Raw genomic sequence first — 23,017 nt, 5'->3', positions numbered from 1 at the left:
TAGTACTGCACGGGCAGCTGTGTGGGAGGGTAGGTTGTTGCCAGGTTATTTATGGATCTTTAGCTCAGCTGGTTAGAGCAACCGGCTCATAACCGGTAGGTCCGGGGTTCGAGTCCCTGAAGGTCCACCATATTTGGGGGTATAGCTCAGTTGGGAGAGCACCTGCCTTGCACGCAGGGGGTCAAGAGTTCGAATCTCTTTATCTCCACCAAAAGCAATCTGTATAGATTGCTTTTTTTTATATTTTAATATATATTTATTCTCAGAAGGGCGTTTTATATGGATAATAAATATATTATAACTTAAAATTATTAAATTTAGTTTATTTAGGAGATAAATAATGAGTCGTATAAATCAATTTGTAAGGTGTATATCAGCAAAATTAAATGAAGAAGATAATAAATTTATTGAACGGTATCTAAATGAAGATGAAAAAAAAATATTATATAAGCTGCCTATATATGATATAAAGCATTCTATAAATGTAGCTAAGGATATAATAAAAAATGAATCATTTGATAAGATAACTAACAGTGAACTTAATTATAATGAATTAATAAAATCTGCAATTTTACATGACGTTGGAAAATCATACAGACCATTAAGCCCGATAGATAAATCTATAGTTGTATTATTAAATAATTTTACAAATGGAAAGATAAAAAAGTATTCAAATAAAAGTTCTAGAATATATATATATTTCAATCATGGTGAAGTAGGTTATAATATATTGAGACATAAGGGATATAGTAAGGAGTTTTTAGATACAATAAAAAATCATCATAATTATAATGAAGAAAATAGTTGGCTTGAAATTTTACGAAAATATGATGATAGAAATTAATTGAATTGGAAGTTATTAAAAAAATTAAAAGTATTAATGGTATATATTTAAATTTATCTACTATAGATATTATATTAAACTAATGAAATATAGAAATGAGAAGTTGACTTTTTTAATTTAAATAAAATATTATGCAAGTTTATATAAGTTATATGATATACTATTATTTACATAATAATTAGTATATAGTATGTATTTAACATGTATTGGAGGATTGTATGACTAGTTTAAATCGAAGATATAAGATAAAAAACTTATTATTAACATCACAAGACCCTATAAAAGGTCAAGATTTTGCTAAGATATTTGAAGTTACACGTCAAGTTATAGTAAAAGATATAGCTATAATAAGAGCAGAAGGCGTTGATGTCATATCAACACCTAAGGGATATATGATTTTAAGACAAAACTTAACTAATATAAGAAAGGTAATAGCAGTTAATCATAATAGAGCAGATTTACAAGAAGAACTTAAAACAATAATAAGGTATGGTGCTACAGTAGAGGATGTAATTGTTGAACACCCTTTATATGGAGAAATAAGAGCTATGCTTATGATTAAGAATATGTTTGATATAGAAAACTTCATAAATAGTTTTAAAGAATATTCAGCAGAGCCTCTAAGTATTTTAACTAATGGCATTCACCTACATACTATAACATGTGAAGATAATAATGTCTTATCAAATATAATTAGTGAATTAGATGAAAAAGGATTTTTAATTAAAGAATTATAAAAAGGAGTGTGAACAATTTGAAGAAAAAGTCCATAGGTATTATACTTACAACGCTAGTAATTATATTATTTCTAGCATTTTCTAGTATAAATATAATAGTTGATTATCAATGGTTTAATGAACTTGGATATCTCTCTATTTACTTCACAAAGATATTAGCTATTTTAAAATTGATGATTCCTGCATTTTTAGTTATATTTTTAGGAATAACAATATATTATAAAAGTTTAGTACCTAACATTAGAAAAGTAAAGAAAGTAGTAGAGATAGATAAAAAAAGTGAGAAAAAGAGCTTTAAGGTATTTTTATTAATTAATTTTATAGTCTCTTTATTATTCTCATTTAGTTTTGCTAGCTCATATTGGTATAAAATATTAGAATTTTCGAATTACACTAGTTTTGGTGTTAATGATCCTATATTTAATAAAGATGTATCTTTTTTTACATTTAAGTTACCATTAATACAATCATTATATAGCAGTGTAATTTCAATACTAATTTTATTAGTAATAGCTACATTTGTGATATATATTGTTTTAACTACTAAGGACAAATTAACAAGCCATATGAGTAAAAATATTACTTTTGTAGATTTTAAATCAATGACTAATGGCATAACCACCTTTGCGGGTAGACAACTTGCTATAATCTCTTCACTTGTAATGATTATGATATCTATAGGATATATGATTAAGGGATGGAATTTAGCATACTCACCAAGAGGTGTTGTGTTTGGTGCAAGTTATACAGACGTAGCTGTATCTTTAAAATTCTTTAGGGTAATATCTATAGTAGCTATAGTATTTGCCATAGTAATATTCTTTAGTGTGATTTTTAAAAAGGTTAAGCCCATTATATTCTCTATAATAATAATTGGAGTATTAATTGTTGGTGAAACTGTTGCTGCAGGATTAACTCAGCAGTTTATAGTTAATTCAAATGAGAAGACTTTAGAAAAGCCTTTTATTGAGAGAAATATAGAATATACAAAGATGGCTTATAATATTAAAGATATAGAGGAACAAAATTTTGAATTAAATAATGACTTAACAGTAGAGGGTCTTAAAGAAAATGAAGAAATAGTTGAAAATATAAAGGTTAATTCATATAGACCAGCTTTAGAATTTTATAATCAGTTTCAATATATAAGATATTATTATCAATTTAATGATATAGATACAGATAGATATTATATTGATAGAAAATATAATCAAGTATTTATAGCACCTAGAGAAATAAATTTTGAAAAATTAGATGAAAATTCTCTTACATGGCAAAATAAACACCTAGCTTATACTCATGGGTATGGAGTTGTTATGAGTAAGGTAAACTCAGTTACAAGTGAGGGACAACCCAACTTTATAATGAACAATATTCCATTAGAAAATAAGACAGATATACCTTTAGAAAATCCTAGAATATATTTCGGTGAAAATACAAATGATTATAGTATTGTAAACACTAAATTAGGAGAGATAGACTATCCAGTAGGTGGAGAAAATGCAACTAACAACTATGATGGTAAAGCGGGTATAAAGATGAATTACTTAAATAGAATCATCTTTGCACTAAAAGAGCAAAATACTAAATTTTTATTATCTCAAGATATAACTAGTGATAGTAAAATATTACTTAATAGAAACATAGTTGAAAGAGTTAATAAGATTGCTCCATTTTTACAATATGATGGAGATCCATATGTAGTTATTAGTAACGATAAACTTTATTGGATTATGGATGCATATACAACAAGCGATAAGTTCCCGTTTGCACAACCCGTAAATGAGATTAACTATATTAGAAACTCTGTTAAGGTTGTAATTGATGCCTATGATGGAACTACAGATTTCTATATTACTGATAAGGAAGATCCTATAGCTGCAACATATGCTAAGATATTTCCTAAATTATTTAAGGATTTAGACACACTATCAGATGATATAAGATCTCACTTTAAATATCCTCAAGATTTATTTAAAATTCAATGCGAAGTTTTAGGTAGATATCATATTTCAGATCCGGGTGTATTTTATAATGGAGATGATGTATGGTCTATAGCAAGTGATAAAGATACTGTTGAAGGTGAAGAGGCACAAAAGGGTGAAGCATCTTATGTTACCATGAAATTAGATGGTGAAGAAACTGAAGAAATGGTAATATTAGAATACTTTAATACTAAGGGTAGAGATAATATGGTAGGTATGTATGGAGTCAGAATGGATGGGGATAATTATGGTAAAATGTTCTTATACAAATTCCCAACAGGTGGTACAGTATATAGTCCAATGTTATTCAAGCAAAAAATTAATCAAGATCCAGAGATATCAAAGCAATTATCTCTTTGGGATACAAAGGGATCTCAAGTTCAATTTGGAGATGTATCGATAATTCCAATTGGAAATTCATTACTATATGTAGAGCCACTTTATCTGAGAGCATCAGGTGAAAATAGTATACCAGAAATGAAAAATGTAATAGTTGGTTTTGGAGATAAATTAGTTCTTGAGAAGGATATAACAACAGCTCTTGCTAAATTATTTGGTATTACAGAAGAAAATGCTAGCGATAAAGTTCAAGGTGATGGTGGAACCGTTGACTCTAGTAATTTAGAGAAGATAAAGGAAGTTTATACCAATGCTATTGAATCACAAAAGAACGGTGACTGGTCAAAGTATGGTGAATATATAAATGAATTAGGAAACTTAATAAATGAGTTAGCGAACTAAATTCATTAAAAAAATATGACTAGCCGCTCTAATACTTCTGAATTATATATACAGAAGTAAAGAGCGGCTATATAATTTTATATAGATATAAAATTATATTTTAAATTATTATTTTAATAATATGGAGGAATTTATGGATTATGATATATTAATATTAGGTGGGGGAATTATAGGGTGTGCTCTAGCTTATGAACTATCAAAATATAACCTTAATATTGCTGTAATAGAAAAAGATTATGATATATGTAATGATACACCATCTATAAATACAGCAACTATATATGATGGGTTAGAATGTGAAGACGAGTTATCATCTAAATTTATAAGAAAAGGTAATTTATTGATGGAGGAATATGCTACAAGATTTAATGTGCCATATAAGAGATGCGGTACATTATATATTGCAAGAAATGATTCACAATCAGAAACTATTAATAAAATGTACAAAAGGGCACTATATAAGAATATAGATGATGTTAAATTACTTATTGGAAATGAAGTATTAGAATATGAGCCAAATATAGGTAATGATGTTATAAAGTCAATATATATACCAAATACAGGTGTTATATGTTCATATGATTTAGCATTAGCCTATGGAGAAATTGCATTTGATAATGGAGTTAACTTTAGACTAGAGGAAGAGGTTGAATCTATAGATAATATTAATAAGGGTTTTAGAATAAAGACAAATAGAAATAAGTTTACATGTAAAATTGTAATTGATACTACTAAAGATAAGAATCTACAATTAGTAGATGAATATGTTAAAGAAGATAATAAAGGAAAATATCTAAAGTATATGGTGATTGATAAAAATTACAGTAATATATACTCAAATATTATCTTTGATGTAAATGATGAAGAAAGGTTATATTTAAGACCTACAATTAATAATGAAATTATAGGAGCATATAGTAGCTATGTAAATGTATCTTATGATAAAGTTGTAGAAAAATTAAAACCTTTAACGAAAGAAATTAATGAAAAGGATATTAAAATGGTTCTTGATTGGAAATTATTTGATGAACCTATTAAGATACATGATGATATTAAGGATAATGGATATATGAATGTAAATGTGAATCATTATGGTAAGGTTACAATGACTCCAGCACTGGCATTAAATATATCTAAATTAGTGGTAGAAAAATTAAATTGTAAACTTAAAAAGGATTTTAATGATAAGAGAAGAGAATATTTCAAGTTTAAGAGTTTATCTAATGATGAGAGAAATAAAATTATAGAGGTAGATAGAAAATATGGTCATATAGTCTGTCAATGTGATAAAGTAACAGAAGGTGAGATTGTAGATTCAATAAGAAGACCTTTAGGTGCAAGAACTGTAACAGGAGTAAAGAGAAGAACAGGCGCAGGTCTTGGAAGTTGTGATGGATGTTATTGCAAGGAAAAAATCATCGACATATTAGCAAGAGAAATGGATAAACGAATTACAGAAGTAGTTAACAATTCAAAGGATTCAACAATTCTATTATCTAGAATAAAAGAATTTGATACTATGTGAGGTAAATAAGTATGAGAGATGACAATATATTAACAACTGTAGTGAGAGTAAAGTGCTCTACAGAAAACAAGGTAATTCCAGTAAGAAGTAGCGGTCCAATAGATAAAGGTTTGTGGGTTGAATGTTCAAAGTGTTTAGGTAGAATATATGTAGGACCACAAACATCTGAGGGTGATGTTATATGTAAAAATATATTAAACACAGGTATAGATATAATTTGTACTAAATCTATTTATAAAAGTAAGTAAAAAACATTGACAAAGAATATACTAAGGAATAATATAAACATATATAAAATTTATAATATAAACCGTTGAAGAGAATAGTAGTAGTAATTATATATTAAAGAGAATCAGTGGCTGGTGAAAACTGATATATATGTTATTATGAATCCACCTCTAAAGGGACTGTGATGAGCAGTACGGCACCTCTAGTGTCGTTAATTTGTGAGTGGAATAATTAATTTTATTCAATTAGGGTGGTAACACGGAGTCTTTCGTCCCTTGTATGGGGGTGGAAGGCTCTTTTATTATATAGAAATATAGTTGTTAAGATTTTAAAAACTAATTAGGAGGAAGAAAGATGATAGATTTAAAAAGAATAAGAAATAATCCAGATGAGTTCAAAACTAAAATGCAAAATAGAGGTGAGAGCTTTGACCTATCACTTATAGATGAAGTTGTTGAACTTGACCAAAAAAGACGTAATATTTTAATTGAAGTTGAAGAATTAAAGAATAAAAGAAATGTTACTTCAGCAGAAATTCCCAAATTAAAGAAACAAGGCATAGATGTATCTGAAACAATGAAAGAAATGAAGCTTCTTTCAGATACTATAAAAAATTATGATTTAGAACTTAATGAAATAGATCAAAAGCTAGAATTTATAATGTTTAGAATTCCTAATGTTCCTCATGATTCAGTTCCTAATGGAAGTACTGATGATGATAACGTAGAAATAAAAAAATGGGGGAATACAAGGGAGTTTAACTTTACTCCAAAGGAACATTGGACAATTGGAACAGATAACAATATATTAGATTTTGAGAGAGCGGGAAAAGTTACAGGATCAAGGTTTACTGTATATAAAGGGTTAGGAGCAAGACTTGAAAGATCATTAATAAATTACTTTTTAAATAAGCACACAGATGAGAATGGATACGATGAAGTGCTTCCACCATACATGGTTAATAGAGCGAGTATGATAGGTACAGGACAACTTCCTAAGTTTGAAGAAGATGCTTTCAAAGTTGCAGATACTGATTATTTCCTAATACCAACAGCGGAGGTTCCGGTAACTAATATTTATAGAGATGAAACAATAGATGGGGATAAACTTCCAATAAAATATGCTGCTTATAGCGCTTGTTTTAGATCAGAAGCTGGATCAGCAGGAAGGGATACAAGAGGATTAATTAGACAGCATCAATTTAATAAGGTTGAGTTAGTTAAGTTTACTAAACAAGAAGATTCATACAATGAATTAGATAAGCTTGTAGCAGATGCAGAGAGTGTATTACAAGGATTAGGTCTTCCATATAGAATCGTAAGAATATGTAGAGGCGATTTAGGGTTTACTGCGGCATTAAAGTATGATATAGAAGTATGGATGCCAAGTTATAATAAATATGTAGAAATATCAAGCTGTAGTAACTTCGAAGACTTCCAATCAAGACGTGCTAATATAAAATATAAGGATGATCCAAAGGCAAAACCTAAATTTGTTCACACTGTAAACGGATCAGGAGTAGCTATAGGGAGAGCATTAGCTGCTGTACTTGAAAACTACCAAAATGAAGATGGTACAGTAACAGTACCTGAAGTATTAAGACCATATATGGGTTGTGACATAATTTCTAAGTAATAATATTAAAAATAAATCCCATTAGCTGAGTTTTAATTCAGTTATTGGGATTTAATTAAGTATTAAGAAAATAACAATTAGGTAAATTCAATAATAAAAAAATAAAAAACTAATAAAATATTAAATAGTGTTGACATGAGTATTAATTCTTGGTAGAATAACTCTTGTAGGAAATGGAGAGATGGTCGAGTTGGTTTAAGGCACCGGTCTTGAAAACCGGCGTACGTGTGAGCGTACCTAGGGTTCGAATCCCTATCTCTCCGCCAATTTTTTTATTGGAGAAATACTCAAGCGGCTGAAGAGGCGCCCCTGCTAAGGGCGTAGGTTGGGTAACCGGCGCGAGGGTTCAAATCCCTCTTTCTCCGCCATAAAAAAATAGAACTACTAAACAAAACTTAATAAATGTGAAATCATACTTATGATTTCGAAAACATTAAATTACGGAGAGATGGTCGAGTTGGTTTAAGGCACCGGTCTTGAAAACCGGCGTACGTGTGAGCGTACCTAGGGTTCGAATCCCTATCTCTCCGCCATTTTTTTTTATCCAAAACTTTATTTAAATATGGAGAAGTACTCAAGTGGCTGAAGAGGCGCCCCTGCTAAGGGCGTAGGTTGGGTAACCGGCGCGAGGGTTCAAATCCCTCTTTCTCCGCCAGGATAGTGTATAGATAAATCTATACACTATTTTTTATTTGTGAAGTTATAATTTTCAAATAGGTAGAGTTGAAAATTATAAAGGGGTATAAATAAATGTTCAAGATTTTAAATAATCATTGTAATCATAGAGGTTATATGGTATTATGTAATAGTTATTTAATAACATATGGGGTGTTAGTTAAATGGATATAACATACGGCTACGGACCGTATATTGCGGGTTCGATTCCTACACACCCTGCCATATTTAGTCATTGTAAGATTATCTTGCAATGATTTTTTTATATACAAAAATAAATTTACTATAGATAAAAATATGGGTTTAGATAAGGTGATTAATAGAAAAAATGTTTTCACATTAAATAATGAATTATTATTTAGTATAAAGCTAAAATTTGTTTAAAATATATTAAATAGAACTCATAAAAAGTGTAAAGAATAGTAAATTATGTACGATAATTAATATAGGATTATAAATGTTTGGGGGGGTATTTATGCGTAACAAGAAACCTATTAAGAAATTAAGAAGAAATGGAAAGGTTATACTTAATTCTATAAAAAAATTATTTAAAGATACTATGGATAAATTAAGGGGATTTAACTTTAAATCAAAACAAGTTATTAAGGATAAGATAGATGGTAAGAATGTAATAAAATCAAATAAGGTTAAAAATATAGAGAAGAGTATTACTCAGGTTAAGGAAGTAACTAAATTTTACAAGGAAGGTAAATTACAGGTTGAGGGTACAAGTGTAAAGAAAAAAATTCTTATTAGCATGATATCATTAACAGTTATTTCTATGGTAATAACAAGTACAGTTATGTATGTAAGTTCTTCTAAAATAATTTCAGAGCAAATAAGCCGTGAAATGAGAGATATTACAATATCATCTGTTCAAACCATATCAGTAATGATGGATAAGGTAACTAATGAGGCCTTTGCTCTTGCAAATTCTAGTGAAGTTATTAATATATTAAGGGACAAAGATAGCAAGGATAATAATATATTAAAGAAAAATAAAGATGAAATTGAGAAAAACAATAAAGCATTTAGTACATATAAATCAACTAATAATAACGTTGATAGAGTATCAGTAGTTGATATTAATGGAAATGTTATATCCGATAGTGAGCAGTCTTTAATAGGTAAAGTTGAAGTTGATAACACATATCATAGTACTAGCTCTAGTGGTGGTAAATGGATAAGCAATACAATAAAATCTGTAAATGGCGATAGAGGTGTAGTTGTATTTACATATCCAATACTTGATAAAAATAATTATGATAAGTGTCTAGGATACATAGCTTTACATGTATATACAGAGAGTTTTTCATCATATATAGAGAATATTAAGATAGACGGTAAAGAGAGTAGTTATGCATATCTTATTGATGAGACGGGTAATTTGATTTATCATCCCAATAATGAAAAAATAGGTCAACCAATAGAGTGTGTTGAAATAAAGTCTATAGTAGATAAGGTAATAAAGGGTAGTAAGGTAGATGCTGGTTCTATAGAATATAAAAGTAATGATAAAAATATTATGTCAGCCTATAATGTAGTGCCTAGAACTAACTGGATTATGGTTATCGATGTAGATAGAAATGATATAAGAAAACCTATATTAACTATGGTAAATCAAATTGCCATATTAGCAATAGTAATAATTGTCATAGCAGCTATTATAATAATGATTATGGCTAATGTAATAATAGATCCAATAGTAACAGTGGCAGCTTTAGTTAACAAGACTGCTAAGTTAGATTTGAGTAATGATAATTTACCTAGTATCAAATCTAGGGATGAAATAGGACTTATTTACAGTTCTATATTAAATATGAGAGAGGTTTTAAGAGAAGTAGTTAGTGATATAACTTCAACAACGGAAAGATTAACTTATAATGTTAATATAGTAGAAGAGTCTACTGAAAACCTAAAGGTTAAGGCAGATGAAACTTTATTCGAAACTGAAAATGTTTCTTCTGGAATTGAAGAAACTTCAGCGACAACAGAAGAAATTGTAGCTTCATCTACTGAAATGATTAAGAGCGTAGAAAATATAGCAAATGAAGCTTTAGAAGGATATGAAATAACTAAAGGTATACTTAATAGAGCTCAGAAAATAAAGGCTGGGGCTATAGAGACTAAAGAAAAATCAAATAAAATTTACACTAGTGTTAAGAGCGAGTTAGAAATAGCCATAGCAAGTTCTCAGGAAGTTAAGCAAATTGATAAATTAGCTGACTCTATACTTAAGATAACTCAACAAACTAATCTATTAGCACTTAATGCAGCGATAGAAGCGGCAAGGGCTGGAGAAGCTGGAAGAGGATTCTCTGTAGTTGCAGATGAAGTAAGAAAGCTGGCAGAAGAGTCTGGAAAAACAGCATCAGATATACAAAGAATAGTTAAAATAGTAAATAAATCAGTAGAAAATTTAGCCCTTAGCTCAGAAAAAATAATCAACTTTGTTGAGAAACAAGTAATAGCAGATTATGATAAAAATATAGAAGAAGGAATTCAGTATGAGAATGATGCAGATAAATTTAATAGATTCATGAATGACTTCAGTAATGAATCAGTAGTACTTAATCAGGCAATTGAAGGCATTGTTAAAGCATTAGATGAAGTATCAGTAACTGTGACAGAAGGAGCTATGGGAATATCATCTATATCATCTAAAACTATGGATATAGTGGGAAACATTGATGATATAAAGAATACAGCAATAGAAAATAAGGAAAATGCAGATAAGCTGAATAATACTACACTTAAGTTTAAATTATAAATAAAAGGAGTAAGAATTTTATATTCTTACTCCTAATTTTTCTCCTAAATATACAGCAGTTTCTATACCAGAATTACTTTGTAAAATAATATCTTCGTCTAATTTAACTATACCTTCTTTAATAAAAACTATTACGGTAGAACCACCGAATTTGAAATATCCTTTTTCATCACCTCGATTAACTTTAGTATCAGTAGGGTAGGTTTGTATAATTGAACCTACAAAGGTTGCACCAACCTCTATATATAAAACATCATCAAAGTTATTGCTCTTTAATATACTGTATTCTCTTTTATTTTCCGAGAAAACCTTATTAATATTTTCGAGAGCTACAGGATTAACAGAGTAATAGTGTCCTTTTATAATATGTGAAGATGAACATACTCCAGAATCTACAAAATGGAACCTATGATAGTCAGTAGGGCATAGTCTAAAAATCAAACAAGTACCATTCTTATACTGATCACTAATATCCTGATTCTTTATTAGTTCATCTATAGTATACTTAAAGCCTTTTATAGAAAAGCTTAAATCAGAATTAATCCTATCTATAGCTAATAACTTTCCATCACATGGTGAGATAAATACGTTTTCTTTAGTGTCTATAGGTCTACTATTAGAAGAAAGCTTTCTATAGAAAAAGTCATTAAAAGAAATATACTTATCTATATCTTTTTCATAATCATTCATGTTTATATTAAAGTTTTTAACAAAGTCTTTTATATAAACCTTACTGGCACCCATGTCACAACATCTTCCATATAGTTTTGTTATAGTCTTTCGCTTTGCAATACTGGGTAAAAACTTTCTTCCAACAGGATGGCTATATATGAGCGATAACGCTTTACCACCTGCAACATCTTCTATTTCATAATCCTTAGTTTTTCGATTATAATATTTTATCATGAAATCACCTCTAAAATTAAGTATTAAATTAATGTAACAATAGTATTATTATAACAGAAAAAATATAGAATTCGGATTTATAGTAGAATTTATAATTAAGAGTAAAATTAAAAAACCCATACTATTTAAACTGATATCAATTTAAATAGTATGGGTTTTTTTACATAATAGATTTTGATAGAATTAAACCTTAAGTTATATTACTTCGCTGTTAGTGATTTTTCTCATATCATCATTAGATGGTTTCTCTCTTCTCTTTTTAAAGAACTCTTCAGCAATTTGAGGGAATGCTAAGTAAGAAAGTACATCTTCTTCGTTAGTTGTAATATCTTTTAATTCTTCTTTTGTTTTCTTAAAAGCTGGCTCTAAGCTATCAGCAAATCTTCCTTCAATAGGAGAATCGTTCCCAAGAGCTTTTTTTAGAACTTCTTCATTTATTTTTCCAGGAGCTTTACCATATTCTCCTCGGCAATAAGCTTTTACTTCTTTAAGAATCATTTTATATCTCTCACCAGTTAATACATTAACTGTAGCTTGAGTTCCAACCATTTGGCTCATTGGAGTAACAAGTGGTGGGAATCCTAAGTCTTCTCTCACTTTTGGTACCTCTGTAAGAACTGCATCAAGTTTATCTATAGAATTCTGAGCTTTAAGCTGAGAGATCATATTTGATAACATTCCTCCAGGTATTTGATTTTTTAATCCTTCTGGTTGAGGAGTTAAAACTTTAGGATCTAGAAGTCCTGATTCTAAAACTTTTTCTCTAACAGGTTTGAAAAAATTATTTATGTGTGTTAATGTATCTAAGTTAACTCCAGTTGTAAAGCCAGCAGCTTCTAATGCATGATACATAGTTTCTGTTGGTGGTTGAGCTGTACCGCTTGAGAAAGAAGAAATTGCAGTATCTATACCATCTATACCAGCTTCAGCAGCTTTAAAATATGCCATTTCAGCAATACCATTTGTACTGTGGGAGTGTAGAAATACCGGAATTTTAACAGTTTCTTTTATACTCTTAACTATGTCATATGCAATTGAAGGCATAATAAGACCAGCCATATCTTTTATGCAAATAGAACTTGCACCCATGTTTTCAAGTTGTTTTGCAAGATTAGTGTAGTTGTTAACATCGTGTATTGGACTTACAGTATAAACTATAGTTCCTTGTGCATGTGCACCTTGTTTTATAGTTTCATCCATAGCAACTTCTATATTTTCAAAATCATTTAAAGCATCAAATATTCTTAATATGTCAATACCATGATATACAGACATTTTAATAAATTCTCTAACAACATCGTCTGGATAGTGTTTATATCCTAAAATATTTTGGCCTCTTAATAACATTTGAAGAGGAGTTTTTGTTACTATTTTCTTTATATTTTTCAATCTTTCCCAAGGATCCTCATCTAAGTATCTTAAACATGAGTCGAAAGTTGCTCCACCCCAACACTCTAATGAATAATAACCAGCATTGTCTAAATCCTTAAGAATTGGCGCAAAATCTTCAAAAGGAAGTCTAGTTGCAATTAAGGATTGATTAGCATCTCTTAATACAGTTTCTGTTATATTAATCTTCTTCATTTTAAATCACCTCTGAATTTTTTGTTGCAAAATCATAATATAATAGTATTTTAACATAGTTTTAGATAAAAATCTGCAATAAATAAGTTATTTTTCTGACAAATATATAAAAATCAATATTTTTATTATGTACGGAATTAGTATAAACTTAAAGTTAGCCATCATACACATTAATAACAGTTAATGTTAAAAAATCCATAATTGCTAGAAAAATATAGAAATTATTCTATTGACTAAAAATAAATATATCATTATAATAATTATTATGTAATATGCGCCCGTAGCTCAGTAGGATAGAGCATCCCCCTCCTAAGGGGAAGGCCGGAGGTTCGACTCCTCTCGTGCGCACCAAAACTTAGTAAGCCTTGCTTTACTAAGTTTTTTTTATAATATTAGAAATAAATCTTTTAATATTATAAAATAAGGGTGAATATAAAGAATTCGCTTAAAGAGGAGTAAACTATGGAAGATTATTTTTTACAAAAATCTATTAATGAAGCAAAAATTGCACAAAGTAAAGGTGAAGTTCCAGTAGGTGTAGTAATTGTAAAAGATAACAAAATAATATCTACAGGATATAATACAAAAGAATATACTAAAGATCCTACTAATCATGCGGAGATAATAGCAATAAAAAAGGCAACGAAGATAATAGGAGATTGGCGACTTAGTGAGTGTGATATGTATGTAACATTGGAACCATGTACAATGTGTGCAGGTGCAATAGTTCAAAGTCGTATAAGAAGATTATATATAGGGACTTTTGATCCAAGAGCTGGTGGATGTGGGTCTGTATTCAACATAACTCAAAGTGAATATCTAAATCATTGGGTAGATATAAAGTGGCTTTACAATGATGAATGTAGTGATTTGCTACAAGAATTTTTTAAACGAAGGAGACGTGAGAAAGATAAAGGCAAGTGATGAATTAAAACAAGAGTTATTAAGACAAGTAGTATTAGATAAACATACAAAAGTATGTCCTTGTAAAGTAGTAACAAGGGCGGCTATAAAAAAGGCTATATCAGAGGGTGCTACTACGGTAGAAGAGGTTAGTAAGTTAACTGGTGCTTGTACTGGAAGTTGTAAAGGAAGAAGATGCAAGAATAAGGTAGAAGAATTAATAAAAAAATATAAATAAATTTATCATTAGGTTATAATAGTATAAAAAGGATTGAGGAGGGGGAAATATGAATCCAGTAGCTATAAATATATTTGGAATAGATGTTATGTGGTATGGTATTATAATATGTTCAGGTACAATGCTTGCATTGTTACTAAGTCAATATACTTCCAAGTTAAAAGGAATAAGTTACGATGACGTATTAACTATATTTTTAATAACGTTTCCAATATCTATAATAGGAGCAAGACTTTACTATGTTATCTTTGAATTTGGTTATTATAAAGATCATTTAATAGATATACTTAATATTAGACAAGGTGGGCTTGCTATTCATGGAGGTGTAATCGCAGCAGTTATAGTTGTGTATATATGCGCGAAGAGAATGAATTTAAAGCTATCAGTATGTCTTGATATGACAGCTCCATGTATTATTTTGGCACAGGCAATTGGAAGATGGGGGAATTTCTTTAATCAAGAAGCCCATGGAGGTCCAGTAACTGAGGCATTCATAAGTAGGTTTCCTGAATTCATTCAAAATGGAATGCTTATAAATGGTACCTATTATCATCCAACTTTTTTATATGAATCTATTTGGAATTTAGTAGTATTCTTTATATTATTCTATATGTTACACAAGGTAAAGGAAGATGGGGTTGTATTTTTAAGCTATGTAGGTCTGTATTCTATTGGAAGATTCTTTATAGAAGGGCTTAGAACAGATAGTCTTATGATACTTGGACTTAGAACAGCACAAATTGTAAGTATACTAGGTGTAGCTATATGGATTATAGGATTAGTAATAATATATAGAAGAAGGAAGACATCGACTATTCCGCATATTTAAGAAATAAATAACATTAACAAAACCTTCGTAATGAAACAATATTCTAATCTAGGAATATTAGTTTATTATGAAGGTTTATTTTTATATTTTTAGCTATAAGTAAGTAGAAATATAATTAATTATATTTAAATAAACATAATTAATCTCTCATAGTTGTATTTCCCGTATTAAAGTACATAGATAACTTGCCAGCTAAATTTTGAAGTGGCATAGTTTGAAGATAAACTTTACCAGTACCAGTCAAGGTAGTTAAAAATAAACCTTCACCACCAAAGAATATATTTTTAAAACCTTTAACCATCTCAATATCAAAATTTACACTTGGATCAAAGGCTGCTACATGACCAGTATCTACCCTGATTTTTTCACCAATATTTAAAGTTAACTCTTCAACATGACCATCAAACTCTAAGAAAACAGTTCCAGGTCCAGTAATTCTTTGAAGAATAAAACCTTCACCACCGAAAAATCCTGATGAAAGCCTTTTTCTAAAGTGAATATTAAGGCTTACAGAACTTTCAGCTGCTATGAATGATCCTTTTTGACAGATTATAGATTCGTTTGGCTGAAGTTCTTTAGCCATTATTCTACCAGGTACAGAGCAAGGAAATGCTATTTTACCTACACCACCTGAACATGTAAAGGTATTTAAAAACAAGCTTTCACCAGATAAGGAACGCCCAATACCTTTGAAGAATCCACCTTTCATATTAGTATCCATTATAATGTTTTCACTCATCCACCCCATAGCCCCTGATTCAGAAACAAGTTTATCTCCACCATTTAGATAGCAAATGGCTACAGGCATAGATCCACCTTTGATTTCATAGTTCATCATAAATAAGCACCTCCAATTATTATATTTTAATTAAGTTCACATACATTATTTGAATTGAACTGGATTCGTTGTTAATATAATACAATTATACTATAATTACATTGTATTTTAAAATAAGTTTTACTTGAAACCTATGATTTTAAATAGTATAATAAGAAATACAACATATGGAGAGATGTTCGAGTGGTTTAAGGAGCACGCCTGGAACGCGTGTGTAGGGGCAACTCTACCGAGGGTTCGAATCCCTCTTTCTCCGCCATGTTGTGCTAGATGGGGAGTCAGCGGTGCCCTGTAACCTGCAATCCGCTATAGCAGGGTTGAATTCCTTGCTTAGGTTTTAATCTGTATGGTCTGCCCTATATAAGTGGCGTTGAGAATTGGGTCCCACGCAATGGAAACTCATGAACCTCGTCAGGTCTGGAAGGAAGCAGCGATAAGTGAGCCCTTCCATGTGCCGTGGACCAACCTGATTTGAGTTAACTGTATAGGTAACGCATATAGATTAATTATCGAAGCAAGGTGCACAACTTTATTTTTAAGATGTTAGAAGCATCTTTTTTTTTATGTTTTTTTAAGTTGTATACTAAAAGGCCTTTATTTAAAGTTATTGAATTAATAGCTTATAATTATAGATTTAGATATATAGAGTTTAAAGGATTACTTCACATAAGTTGGTAAACAATATATAATAGAGCTAAGATAAGTATTGTGATATAGAGTAAGCGTTATGAGTAAAGTATTTATTTTTATCAGGAGTAGTTATATTAAATAAAATATGATTTTTCTATCAAAATTGATTTATAAGGAGTGAGGATACATGGGGTATAGAGCACTTTACAGAGCGTGGAGACCAAATAATTTTAATGATGTAGTAGGTCAGCCACATATAACAACTACACTAAAGAATGCAATAAAAAGCGATAGAATAGCTCATGCATACTTACTGTGTGGTACAAGAGGGACAGGAAAGACTTCAACAGCAAAGATACTAGCAAAGGCTATAAATTGCTTTAACCCTATAGAGGGAGAACCTTGCAATGAATGTGAAATGTGTAAGAGCATTAATCGAGGGACGGCTATAGATGTTACAGAATTAGATGCAGCTTCACATAATAGCGTTGATAATATAAGAGACATAATTGATGATGTTCAGTATCCACCACAGGAAGCAAAGTATAAGGTTTTTATAATAGATGAGGTTCATATGCTATCAATAGGAGCTGTAAATGCATTTCTTAAAACCTTAGAGGAACCTCCAAGTAGGGTTATATTTATACTTGCAACAACAGATCCTCAAAAACTTCCTATAACAATATTATCTAGATGTCAGAGGTTTGATTTTAAAAGAATAAGCAGTGAAAATATATTTTTAAGACTAAAGCAAATAACTGATTCATTGTTAGTAGATATTGAAGAAGATAGCTTAAGGTTATTATCTAGAATGTGTGATGGTGCTATGAGAGATGCCTTATCAATACTAGATCAAGCAATATCAATAAATAATAAGGTTACTTATGATGACTTAGTAGATATGCTTGGAATAACTACTAACGATAGTATGGTATCTATAGTAGATAATATTATAAGTAGAAATACAGAGGATTGTATCAGACTTATAAATAAGTTAATAGCAGATGGTAAAGATGTAACTATGTTAATTAGAGATTTAATAACTCACATGAGGAATCTTCTTATGGTAAATGTAAGTAACAATCTTGAAGATGTTCTCGATATGTCTATAGAAAATATAGAAGGCATAAGAAATCAAAGCAGTAGAATTAGAGTTGAAGAGATAATGAGATGTATTAGTATTCTCCAAGAGGCTGAGGATAGTGCAAAGGGCGCGAAACAATCAAGAATATATCTAGAACTCGCTATAATAAAGATGTGTAAGATAAAGTATGATACTTCCATTGAAACTTTATTATCAAGATTAAATAAGTTAGAAGATAAAATAGCATCGGGTAATATAACGGTACAAGGTGCTATAAGTGAGATAAAGCAAATAAATCCAGTCGTTAATAAGTCTTTAAATAGATTAGAGGATCAGAAATCTAACAATATAACAAAATTAAGTGTACAGGAAGAACCAATATTATATACAAATAGTAATCTTAATGTGGATATGATTAAAAAATCATTTAAGGATATACAGAATATTCTCAAGCAGAAAAACAACATTGTGCTAGCTACGGCTCTTATGATGGGTAAGGTTCAAGGGTTTAACAATGGAGTAATTACTATCGGATTTACAAAACAGTATAATTTTCATAAGCTAAGACTCGAGAAAGATGAGTATAGAAAGACTATTAATGATATTTTCTCTGATGCATTAAAAGAACGTGTAGCTGTTACTTATGAGATAGAGGATGAGGGTACAGAAAAAGAAGTAGATAAGGAAAAGATGTTATCAGATATGTTTCCTAAGAATTTAGTAGAAATATATGATGAATAAAAAAATATTTTAATAATAGGTTGATTACATTATAATATTATATATACTAATTATAATAAGAATATAATTTTAGGAGGTTTTTACAATGGCAAAAGGTGGATTTCCAGGAATGGGTGGAAATATGAATAATTTAATGAAACAAGCACAAAAGCTACAAAAACAAATGGAGGATGCTCAAAAAGATTTAGAAACTAAAGAGTTTGAGGCATCTGTTGGTGGTGGTGCTATAACAGTAACAGTAACTGGTAAAAAAGTATTAAAAGATATAGTAATTAAACCAGAGGTTGTTGATCCAGATGACGTAGAAATGCTACAAGATTTAGTTCTAGCTGCAGTTAATGAAGCTTTAAAGAAAGCAGAAGATGAAACAAACCAATCAATGGGAAAATTAACAGGTGGACTTAACATGCCGGGCATGTTTTAATTGAGGTGACAAATTTGGATTTTTATCCTATAGCTATAGAAAAACTAATTGAGGAGTTTGGAAAGCTTCCAGGAATTGGTGGAAAAACGGCACAAAGACTTACACTACACATTTTAAATCTTCCAAGAGAAGAAGTTGAAGAATTTGCAAATGCTTTAATAAAGGCAAGAGGTACTATAAAATATTGTTCAGTATGTGGTAGCTTCACGGATAATGATCCTTGTGCCATATGTTCTAATCCAAATAGAGACAAAAGCACTATATGTGTAATAGAACAGGCTAAAGATATCATGACCATGGAAAAAGTTAGAGAATTTAACGGTGTATATCATGTGCTTCACGGCACAATCTCGCCAATGAATGGTAGAGGTCCAGATGATATAAAGTTAAAAGAACTAATAACACGAATAAATGACGACTTGAAAGAAATCATAGTTGCTACAAATCCAAACATAGAAGGGGAAGCAACAGCAATGTATATATCTAAAATATTAAAGCCTTTTGGAGTTAAGGTTACTAGAATAGCCCATGGAATTCCAGTTGGTGGAGATTTAGAATATGCTGATGAAGTTACCCTATCTAAGGCTTTAGAAGGTAGACGAGAGATATAGAGTTACTTAAATAAGAGGGAGACATGTGAGAAATTATAAAATTATAATTTCACTTGTCTCTTATTTTTAAATAAAAAAGAACTATAAGTATTAACTTGTTAATAAGTTTAATAGTATGTTGTAAATACGGTAGTAAATATATTTATAATAGCAATTTAGAAAACAATATATGGAAATATAAGTATAGTACATTCATTATATGTCAAAAGTTATATATATAAGTATATAATAGGAGGCATTAGTATGAATAGAAATAAGGTAACGGAAATTATACTATCTAATAATAAGTATACACCTGAGCAAAAAGAGATAATAAAAGGAATTCAAAACTCTATAACCGAAATAGAAGTAGCGAGAAGTTGCTTTGATAATGTGAGTGATAAGAATTTAATTGATATTTCAATACATAAGGAAGATGAAGCTAAATCTAGGTATGTATATTTTTTAGCACAAGCTAAATTAAAAGGGATAACTGTAAATGCTGATTGTATGGTAGAAGAATTAAATTATTACTCTAAGTGGTAATATTATTAATTACTATATAATAAGCTTATGATATCTAGTAAATTTAACAAAGAATATTAAATTTATTATAGAATGTTATTATGGGGGGATATTATGGAAAACATTATATTTTTTATTATAGGAATAATAGCCATATTTATAATAGGAAAGATATTCGCTTGGCCGTTAAAGATATTATTAAATTTAATTATTAATGGAATAACTGGTGGAATATTATTATGGTTAATAAATCTAATTGGTAGTAATTTTGGTCTTGTAATACCAATTAATGCAGTAACAGCATTGATAGCAGGTATATTAGGTATACCTGGAGTATTATTCTTAATAATATTGAATTATATAAGATAAGAAATAAGTAAGGAAGAGAGCATAGGATTTTCATAAAATCATATGCTCTTTGTATTTATTATAAAAAGTTTATTAATATAAAAAAGTAAGTATAGAAAAATTTAGTAAAAAGATGATTAAATATATGGAAAATATTTACATAATAATTTATAAATGGTAGAATTTACTTAGGAAGTTGAGGTGTATATATATATGACGTTTGATGAATTTAATTATGAAAGACCTAATTATGAATTAGTAAAGGAAAAATTGATAAATATTATAGACCAAATAAATAATGGCAATGAGATAGACGAAATTAAAAACTGTATAGATGATATAAATGTTATAAGAAACAATGTAGTTACAATGGGAACTATAGCTAGTATAAGATATAGCATAAATACTGAGGATGAGTTTTATAGCAAGGAAAGAGAGTATTGGGACGAATATGAACCATTATATGATGAAATCTATTCAGGTTTTTATAAGGCTATCGTAAATAGTAAGTTTAGGTCTAATTTAGAGAGAGAATATGGTAAACAGTTCTTTAGTATTGCAGAATATAACCTAAAATCTTTTTCTAAACATATAATTGAAGATTTACAACTTGAAAATAAGTTATCTTCAGAATATAGCAAGCTTATTGCATCAGCAAAAATTATATTTGAGGGCGAAGAAAGAAATTTATCAGGATTAACACCATTTATCTTATCAGAAGATAGAGAAATGAGAAGAAAAGCTAGTCAAGTTAAGTATAAATTTTTTATCGATAATGAAGAAAAAATAGATAGAATATATGATGATATGGTAAAGGTTAGAACTAATATGGCTCATAAACTTGGATTTAAAAACTTTGTAGAGCTTGGTTATGTGAGAATGTTAAGGACTGATTACAATTCAGATATGGTAAAGAATTTTAGGAATCAAGTTAAGGATTATATAGTACCTGTAGCTAATAAATTATATGAAAGACAAAAGACCAGATTAGCATTAGGTGAGTTTAAATATTATGATGAAAAGTTTGAGTTTTTAAGTGGAAACGCAAAACCAAAGGGTGATGCAGATTGGATAGTTAATAATGGAATAAAGATGTATTCTGAGCTTTCTTCCGAAACAAAAGAGTTCTTTAACTTTATGATAGAAAATAAGTTAATAGACTTAGTTACTAAGAAGGGAAAACAAGGTGGAGGATACTGCACATATATTCCTAATTATAAGGCGCCATTTATATTTTCTAACTTTAATGGAACATCAGGAGATGTAGATGTACTAACTCATGAAGCTGGTCATGCATTTCAATGCTATAGAAGTAGATGGATTACTATACCAGAATGTAATTTTCCAACCTATGAAAGTGCTGAGATACATTCAATGAGTATGGAGTTCTTTACTTGGCCATGGATGAATCTTTTCTTTAAAGAAGAAGAAGCTAAATATAAATACACTCATTTAGGTAGTGCTATTAAGTTTATACCTTATGGAGTAACGGTGGATGAATTCCAACACTTTGTATATGAAAATCCAGAAGTAGCTCCTAAAGAGAGAAAATTAGCTTGGAGAAATATAGAGAAGAAGTACCTACCTCATAAAAACTATGATGATTGTGATTTCTTAGAAAGAGGATGTTGGTGGTTCCAACAAGCACATATATTTAATAGTCCATTCTATTATATAGATTATACCTTAGCCCAAATATGTGCTCTTCAATTCTGGAAAAAAGATCAAGAGAATCATAAAGAGGCATGGGAAGATTATTTAAGGCTGTGTAATGTTGGAGGTACCATGTCATTTGTAAACTTAGTAGAACATGCAAATTTAATATCTCCATTTAAAGATGGTTGCGTAAGTTCGATAATAGGAGATATAGATAAATATTTAGAAAATGCAGATGATAAGACCTTATAAATCAAAATGAGATATAATATATTTAGATTTAATGTGAAAATGTATATATAAGAGGAAAAGATAGAGGAAATAATCAAGTTTCTTCTATCTTTTAATTTAATAATGAATATAAATATTATAGGTATATACTAAAATATATAGGGATTTAAGGTTTGGTTAACTAATACTTTTCCTAGTGTATCAATGTGAGGAATTTGTAGTATTTTAACGAAATATATAGTATATAGTGTATATTTTTCATATAATGAGTAAATAATCGTATTGTAACCTTAGAAAACCATGGTAAGATAAATCTTGTCGCTGAGAGATGCGGCAAAGAAACAACAGGA

At 29.5% G+C, this 23,017-nt stretch carries 19 protein-coding genes, 9 tRNA genes, 1 other RNA gene and 1 other annotated feature; of the genes, 26 read left to right on the top strand and 3 right to left on the bottom strand.

The genetic code is table 11. The features are described from left to right. Positions 1 to 53 precede the first annotated feature (53 nt). The 14 genes from RSD37_RS15300 (at position 54) to RSD37_RS15235 (ending at position 11,140) form a co-directional block, all read left to right on the top strand. Positions 54 to 130 (top strand) — tRNA-Ile (locus RSD37_RS15300). 5 nt (positions 131 to 135) lie between these two features. Then, a tRNA-Ala gene (locus RSD37_RS15295) sits at positions 136 to 211 on the top strand. A 129-nt stretch (positions 212 to 340) separates the two neighbouring features. After that, complete coding sequence (locus RSD37_RS15290) at positions 341 to 844, top strand: HDIG domain-containing metalloprotein (protein WP_346947601.1); 504 nt, start codon at positions 341 to 343, stop codon at positions 842 to 844. A 218-nt stretch (positions 845 to 1,062) separates the two neighbouring features. Then, positions 1,063 to 1,581 carry a transcription repressor NadR gene (locus tag RSD37_RS15285; RefSeq protein ID WP_346947600.1) on the top strand — a complete coding sequence of 173 codons (519 nt, stop codon included), beginning with the start codon at positions 1,063 to 1,065 and terminating at the stop codon, positions 1,579 to 1,581. 17 nt (positions 1,582 to 1,598) lie between these two features. Then, the gene (locus RSD37_RS15280) at positions 1,599 to 4,307 is read left to right on the top strand and encodes a UPF0182 family protein (RefSeq protein WP_346947599.1); all 2,709 of its coding nucleotides are present in this window, start codon (positions 1,599 to 1,601) and stop codon (positions 4,305 to 4,307) included. A 133-nt stretch (positions 4,308 to 4,440) separates the two neighbouring features. Then, the gene (locus tag RSD37_RS15275; RefSeq protein WP_346947598.1) at positions 4,441 to 5,832 is read left to right on the top strand and encodes an FAD-dependent oxidoreductase; all 1,392 of its coding nucleotides are present in this window, start codon (positions 4,441 to 4,443) and stop codon (positions 5,830 to 5,832) included. 11 nt (positions 5,833 to 5,843) lie between these two features. Beyond that, a complete protein-coding gene (locus RSD37_RS15270) occupies positions 5,844 to 6,080 on the top strand; it encodes a DUF1667 domain-containing protein (protein WP_346947597.1) in 237 nt (78 codons plus the stop codon). A gap of 56 nt (positions 6,081 to 6,136) precedes the next feature. Then, positions 6,137 to 6,339, top strand: a binding site (T-box leader). A 75-nt stretch (positions 6,340 to 6,414) separates the two neighbouring features. After that, positions 6,415 to 7,695: a serine--tRNA ligase gene (gene serS / locus RSD37_RS15265; protein WP_346947596.1), complete on the top strand. Its 1,281-nt coding sequence runs from the start codon at positions 6,415 to 6,417 to the stop codon at positions 7,693 to 7,695. A gap of 175 nt (positions 7,696 to 7,870) precedes the next feature. After that, positions 7,871 to 7,961: transfer RNA gene (locus tag RSD37_RS15260), tRNA-Ser, on the top strand. Between the two features lie 11 nt (positions 7,962 to 7,972). After that, positions 7,973 to 8,063 (top strand) — tRNA-Ser (locus RSD37_RS15255). Between the two features lie 74 nt (positions 8,064 to 8,137). Then, a tRNA-Ser gene (locus RSD37_RS15250) sits at positions 8,138 to 8,228 on the top strand. A 31-nt stretch (positions 8,229 to 8,259) separates the two neighbouring features. Then, positions 8,260 to 8,350 (top strand) — tRNA-Ser (locus tag RSD37_RS15245). Positions 8,351 to 8,520: 170 nt separating this feature from the next. Beyond that, positions 8,521 to 8,595 (top strand) — tRNA-Arg (locus RSD37_RS15240). A 250-nt stretch (positions 8,596 to 8,845) separates the two neighbouring features. Continuing rightward, the gene (locus tag RSD37_RS15235) at positions 8,846 to 11,140 is read left to right on the top strand and encodes a methyl-accepting chemotaxis protein (RefSeq protein WP_346947595.1); all 2,295 of its coding nucleotides are present in this window, start codon (positions 8,846 to 8,848) and stop codon (positions 11,138 to 11,140) included. Positions 11,141 to 11,158: 18 nt separating this feature from the next. Here RSD37_RS15235 and RSD37_RS15230 read toward each other — a convergent pair whose 3' ends face one another. Beyond that, positions 11,159 to 12,046 carry a phosphatidylserine decarboxylase gene (locus tag RSD37_RS15230; protein ID WP_346947594.1) on the bottom strand — a complete coding sequence of 296 codons (888 nt, stop codon included), beginning with the start codon at positions 12,044 to 12,046 and terminating at the stop codon, positions 11,159 to 11,161. Between the two features lie 195 nt (positions 12,047 to 12,241). Beyond that, positions 12,242 to 13,630, bottom strand: coding sequence for a pyruvate carboxylase subunit B (locus RSD37_RS15225; RefSeq protein ID WP_346947593.1), 1,389 nt, complete (start codon positions 13,628 to 13,630; stop codon positions 12,242 to 12,244). Positions 13,631 to 13,904: 274 nt separating this feature from the next. On the opposite strand from RSD37_RS15225, the gene RSD37_RS15220 reads away from it, so the two are divergent. The 4 genes from RSD37_RS15220 to lgt all read left to right on the top strand — a co-directional run bounded on the left by RSD37_RS15220 (position 13,905) and on the right by lgt (position 15,600). Beyond that, a tRNA-Arg gene (locus RSD37_RS15220) sits at positions 13,905 to 13,981 on the top strand. Positions 13,982 to 14,092: 111 nt separating this feature from the next. Further along, positions 14,093 to 14,554 carry a tRNA adenosine(34) deaminase TadA gene (gene tadA / locus RSD37_RS15215; protein ID WP_346947592.1) on the top strand — a complete coding sequence of 154 codons (462 nt, stop codon included), beginning with the start codon at positions 14,093 to 14,095 and terminating at the stop codon, positions 14,552 to 14,554. Continuing rightward, positions 14,532 to 14,771 (top strand): (2Fe-2S)-binding protein, encoded by a 240-nt coding sequence (locus RSD37_RS15210; RefSeq protein WP_346947591.1) that lies wholly within the window; start codon positions 14,532 to 14,534, stop codon positions 14,769 to 14,771. Before tadA ends, RSD37_RS15210 begins: the two co-directional genes overlap by 23 nt. Before the next feature lie 49 nt (positions 14,772 to 14,820). Then, on the top strand, positions 14,821 to 15,600 hold the full coding sequence (gene lgt, locus RSD37_RS15205) for a prolipoprotein diacylglyceryl transferase (RefSeq protein ID WP_346947590.1): 780 nt from the start codon (positions 14,821 to 14,823) through the stop codon (positions 15,598 to 15,600). 139 nt (positions 15,601 to 15,739) lie between these two features. Here lgt and RSD37_RS15200 read toward each other — a convergent pair whose 3' ends face one another. Further along, complete coding sequence (locus tag RSD37_RS15200; RefSeq protein WP_346947589.1) at positions 15,740 to 16,438, bottom strand: TIGR00266 family protein; 699 nt, start codon at positions 16,436 to 16,438, stop codon at positions 15,740 to 15,742. Between the two features lie 169 nt (positions 16,439 to 16,607). On the opposite strand from RSD37_RS15200, the gene RSD37_RS15195 reads away from it, so the two are divergent. The 8 genes from RSD37_RS15195 to RSD37_RS15160 all read left to right on the top strand — a co-directional run bounded on the left by RSD37_RS15195 (position 16,608) and on the right by RSD37_RS15160 (position 22,688). Further along, positions 16,608 to 16,697, top strand: a tRNA-Ser gene (locus RSD37_RS15195). A gap of 2 nt (positions 16,698 to 16,699) precedes the next feature. Further along, positions 16,700 to 16,965: signal recognition particle sRNA large type (gene ffs, locus RSD37_RS15190), an RNA gene on the top strand. Between the two features lie 290 nt (positions 16,966 to 17,255). Continuing rightward, positions 17,256 to 18,893 carry a DNA polymerase III subunit gamma/tau gene (gene dnaX, locus RSD37_RS15185; RefSeq protein ID WP_346947588.1) on the top strand — a complete coding sequence of 546 codons (1,638 nt, stop codon included), beginning with the start codon at positions 17,256 to 17,258 and terminating at the stop codon, positions 18,891 to 18,893. 85 nt (positions 18,894 to 18,978) lie between these two features. Next, a complete protein-coding gene (locus RSD37_RS15180; protein ID WP_346947587.1) occupies positions 18,979 to 19,317 on the top strand; it encodes a YbaB/EbfC family nucleoid-associated protein in 339 nt (112 codons plus the stop codon). 14 nt (positions 19,318 to 19,331) lie between these two features. After that, the gene (gene recR, locus RSD37_RS15175; RefSeq protein ID WP_346947586.1) at positions 19,332 to 19,928 is read left to right on the top strand and encodes a recombination mediator RecR; all 597 of its coding nucleotides are present in this window, start codon (positions 19,332 to 19,334) and stop codon (positions 19,926 to 19,928) included. Positions 19,929 to 20,171: 243 nt separating this feature from the next. Continuing rightward, complete coding sequence (locus RSD37_RS15170; RefSeq protein ID WP_346947585.1) at positions 20,172 to 20,453, top strand: DUF2508 family protein; 282 nt, start codon at positions 20,172 to 20,174, stop codon at positions 20,451 to 20,453. Positions 20,454 to 20,546: 93 nt separating this feature from the next. Next, positions 20,547 to 20,801 (top strand): pro-sigmaK processing inhibitor BofA family protein, encoded by a 255-nt coding sequence (locus RSD37_RS15165; RefSeq protein WP_346947584.1) that lies wholly within the window; start codon positions 20,547 to 20,549, stop codon positions 20,799 to 20,801. Between the two features lie 192 nt (positions 20,802 to 20,993). Next, complete coding sequence (locus tag RSD37_RS15160; protein WP_346947583.1) at positions 20,994 to 22,688, top strand: M3 family oligoendopeptidase; 1,695 nt, start codon at positions 20,994 to 20,996, stop codon at positions 22,686 to 22,688. Positions 22,689 to 23,017 lie beyond the last annotated feature (329 nt).

This window comes from Clostridium sp. (genome assembly GCF_036646415.1).
GTDB lineage: Bacteria > Bacillota > Clostridia > Clostridiales > Clostridiaceae > Clostridium_J.
Note: the sequence above shows the minus strand (reverse complement) of the source record. Positions and strands in the feature narration are given on the sequence as shown.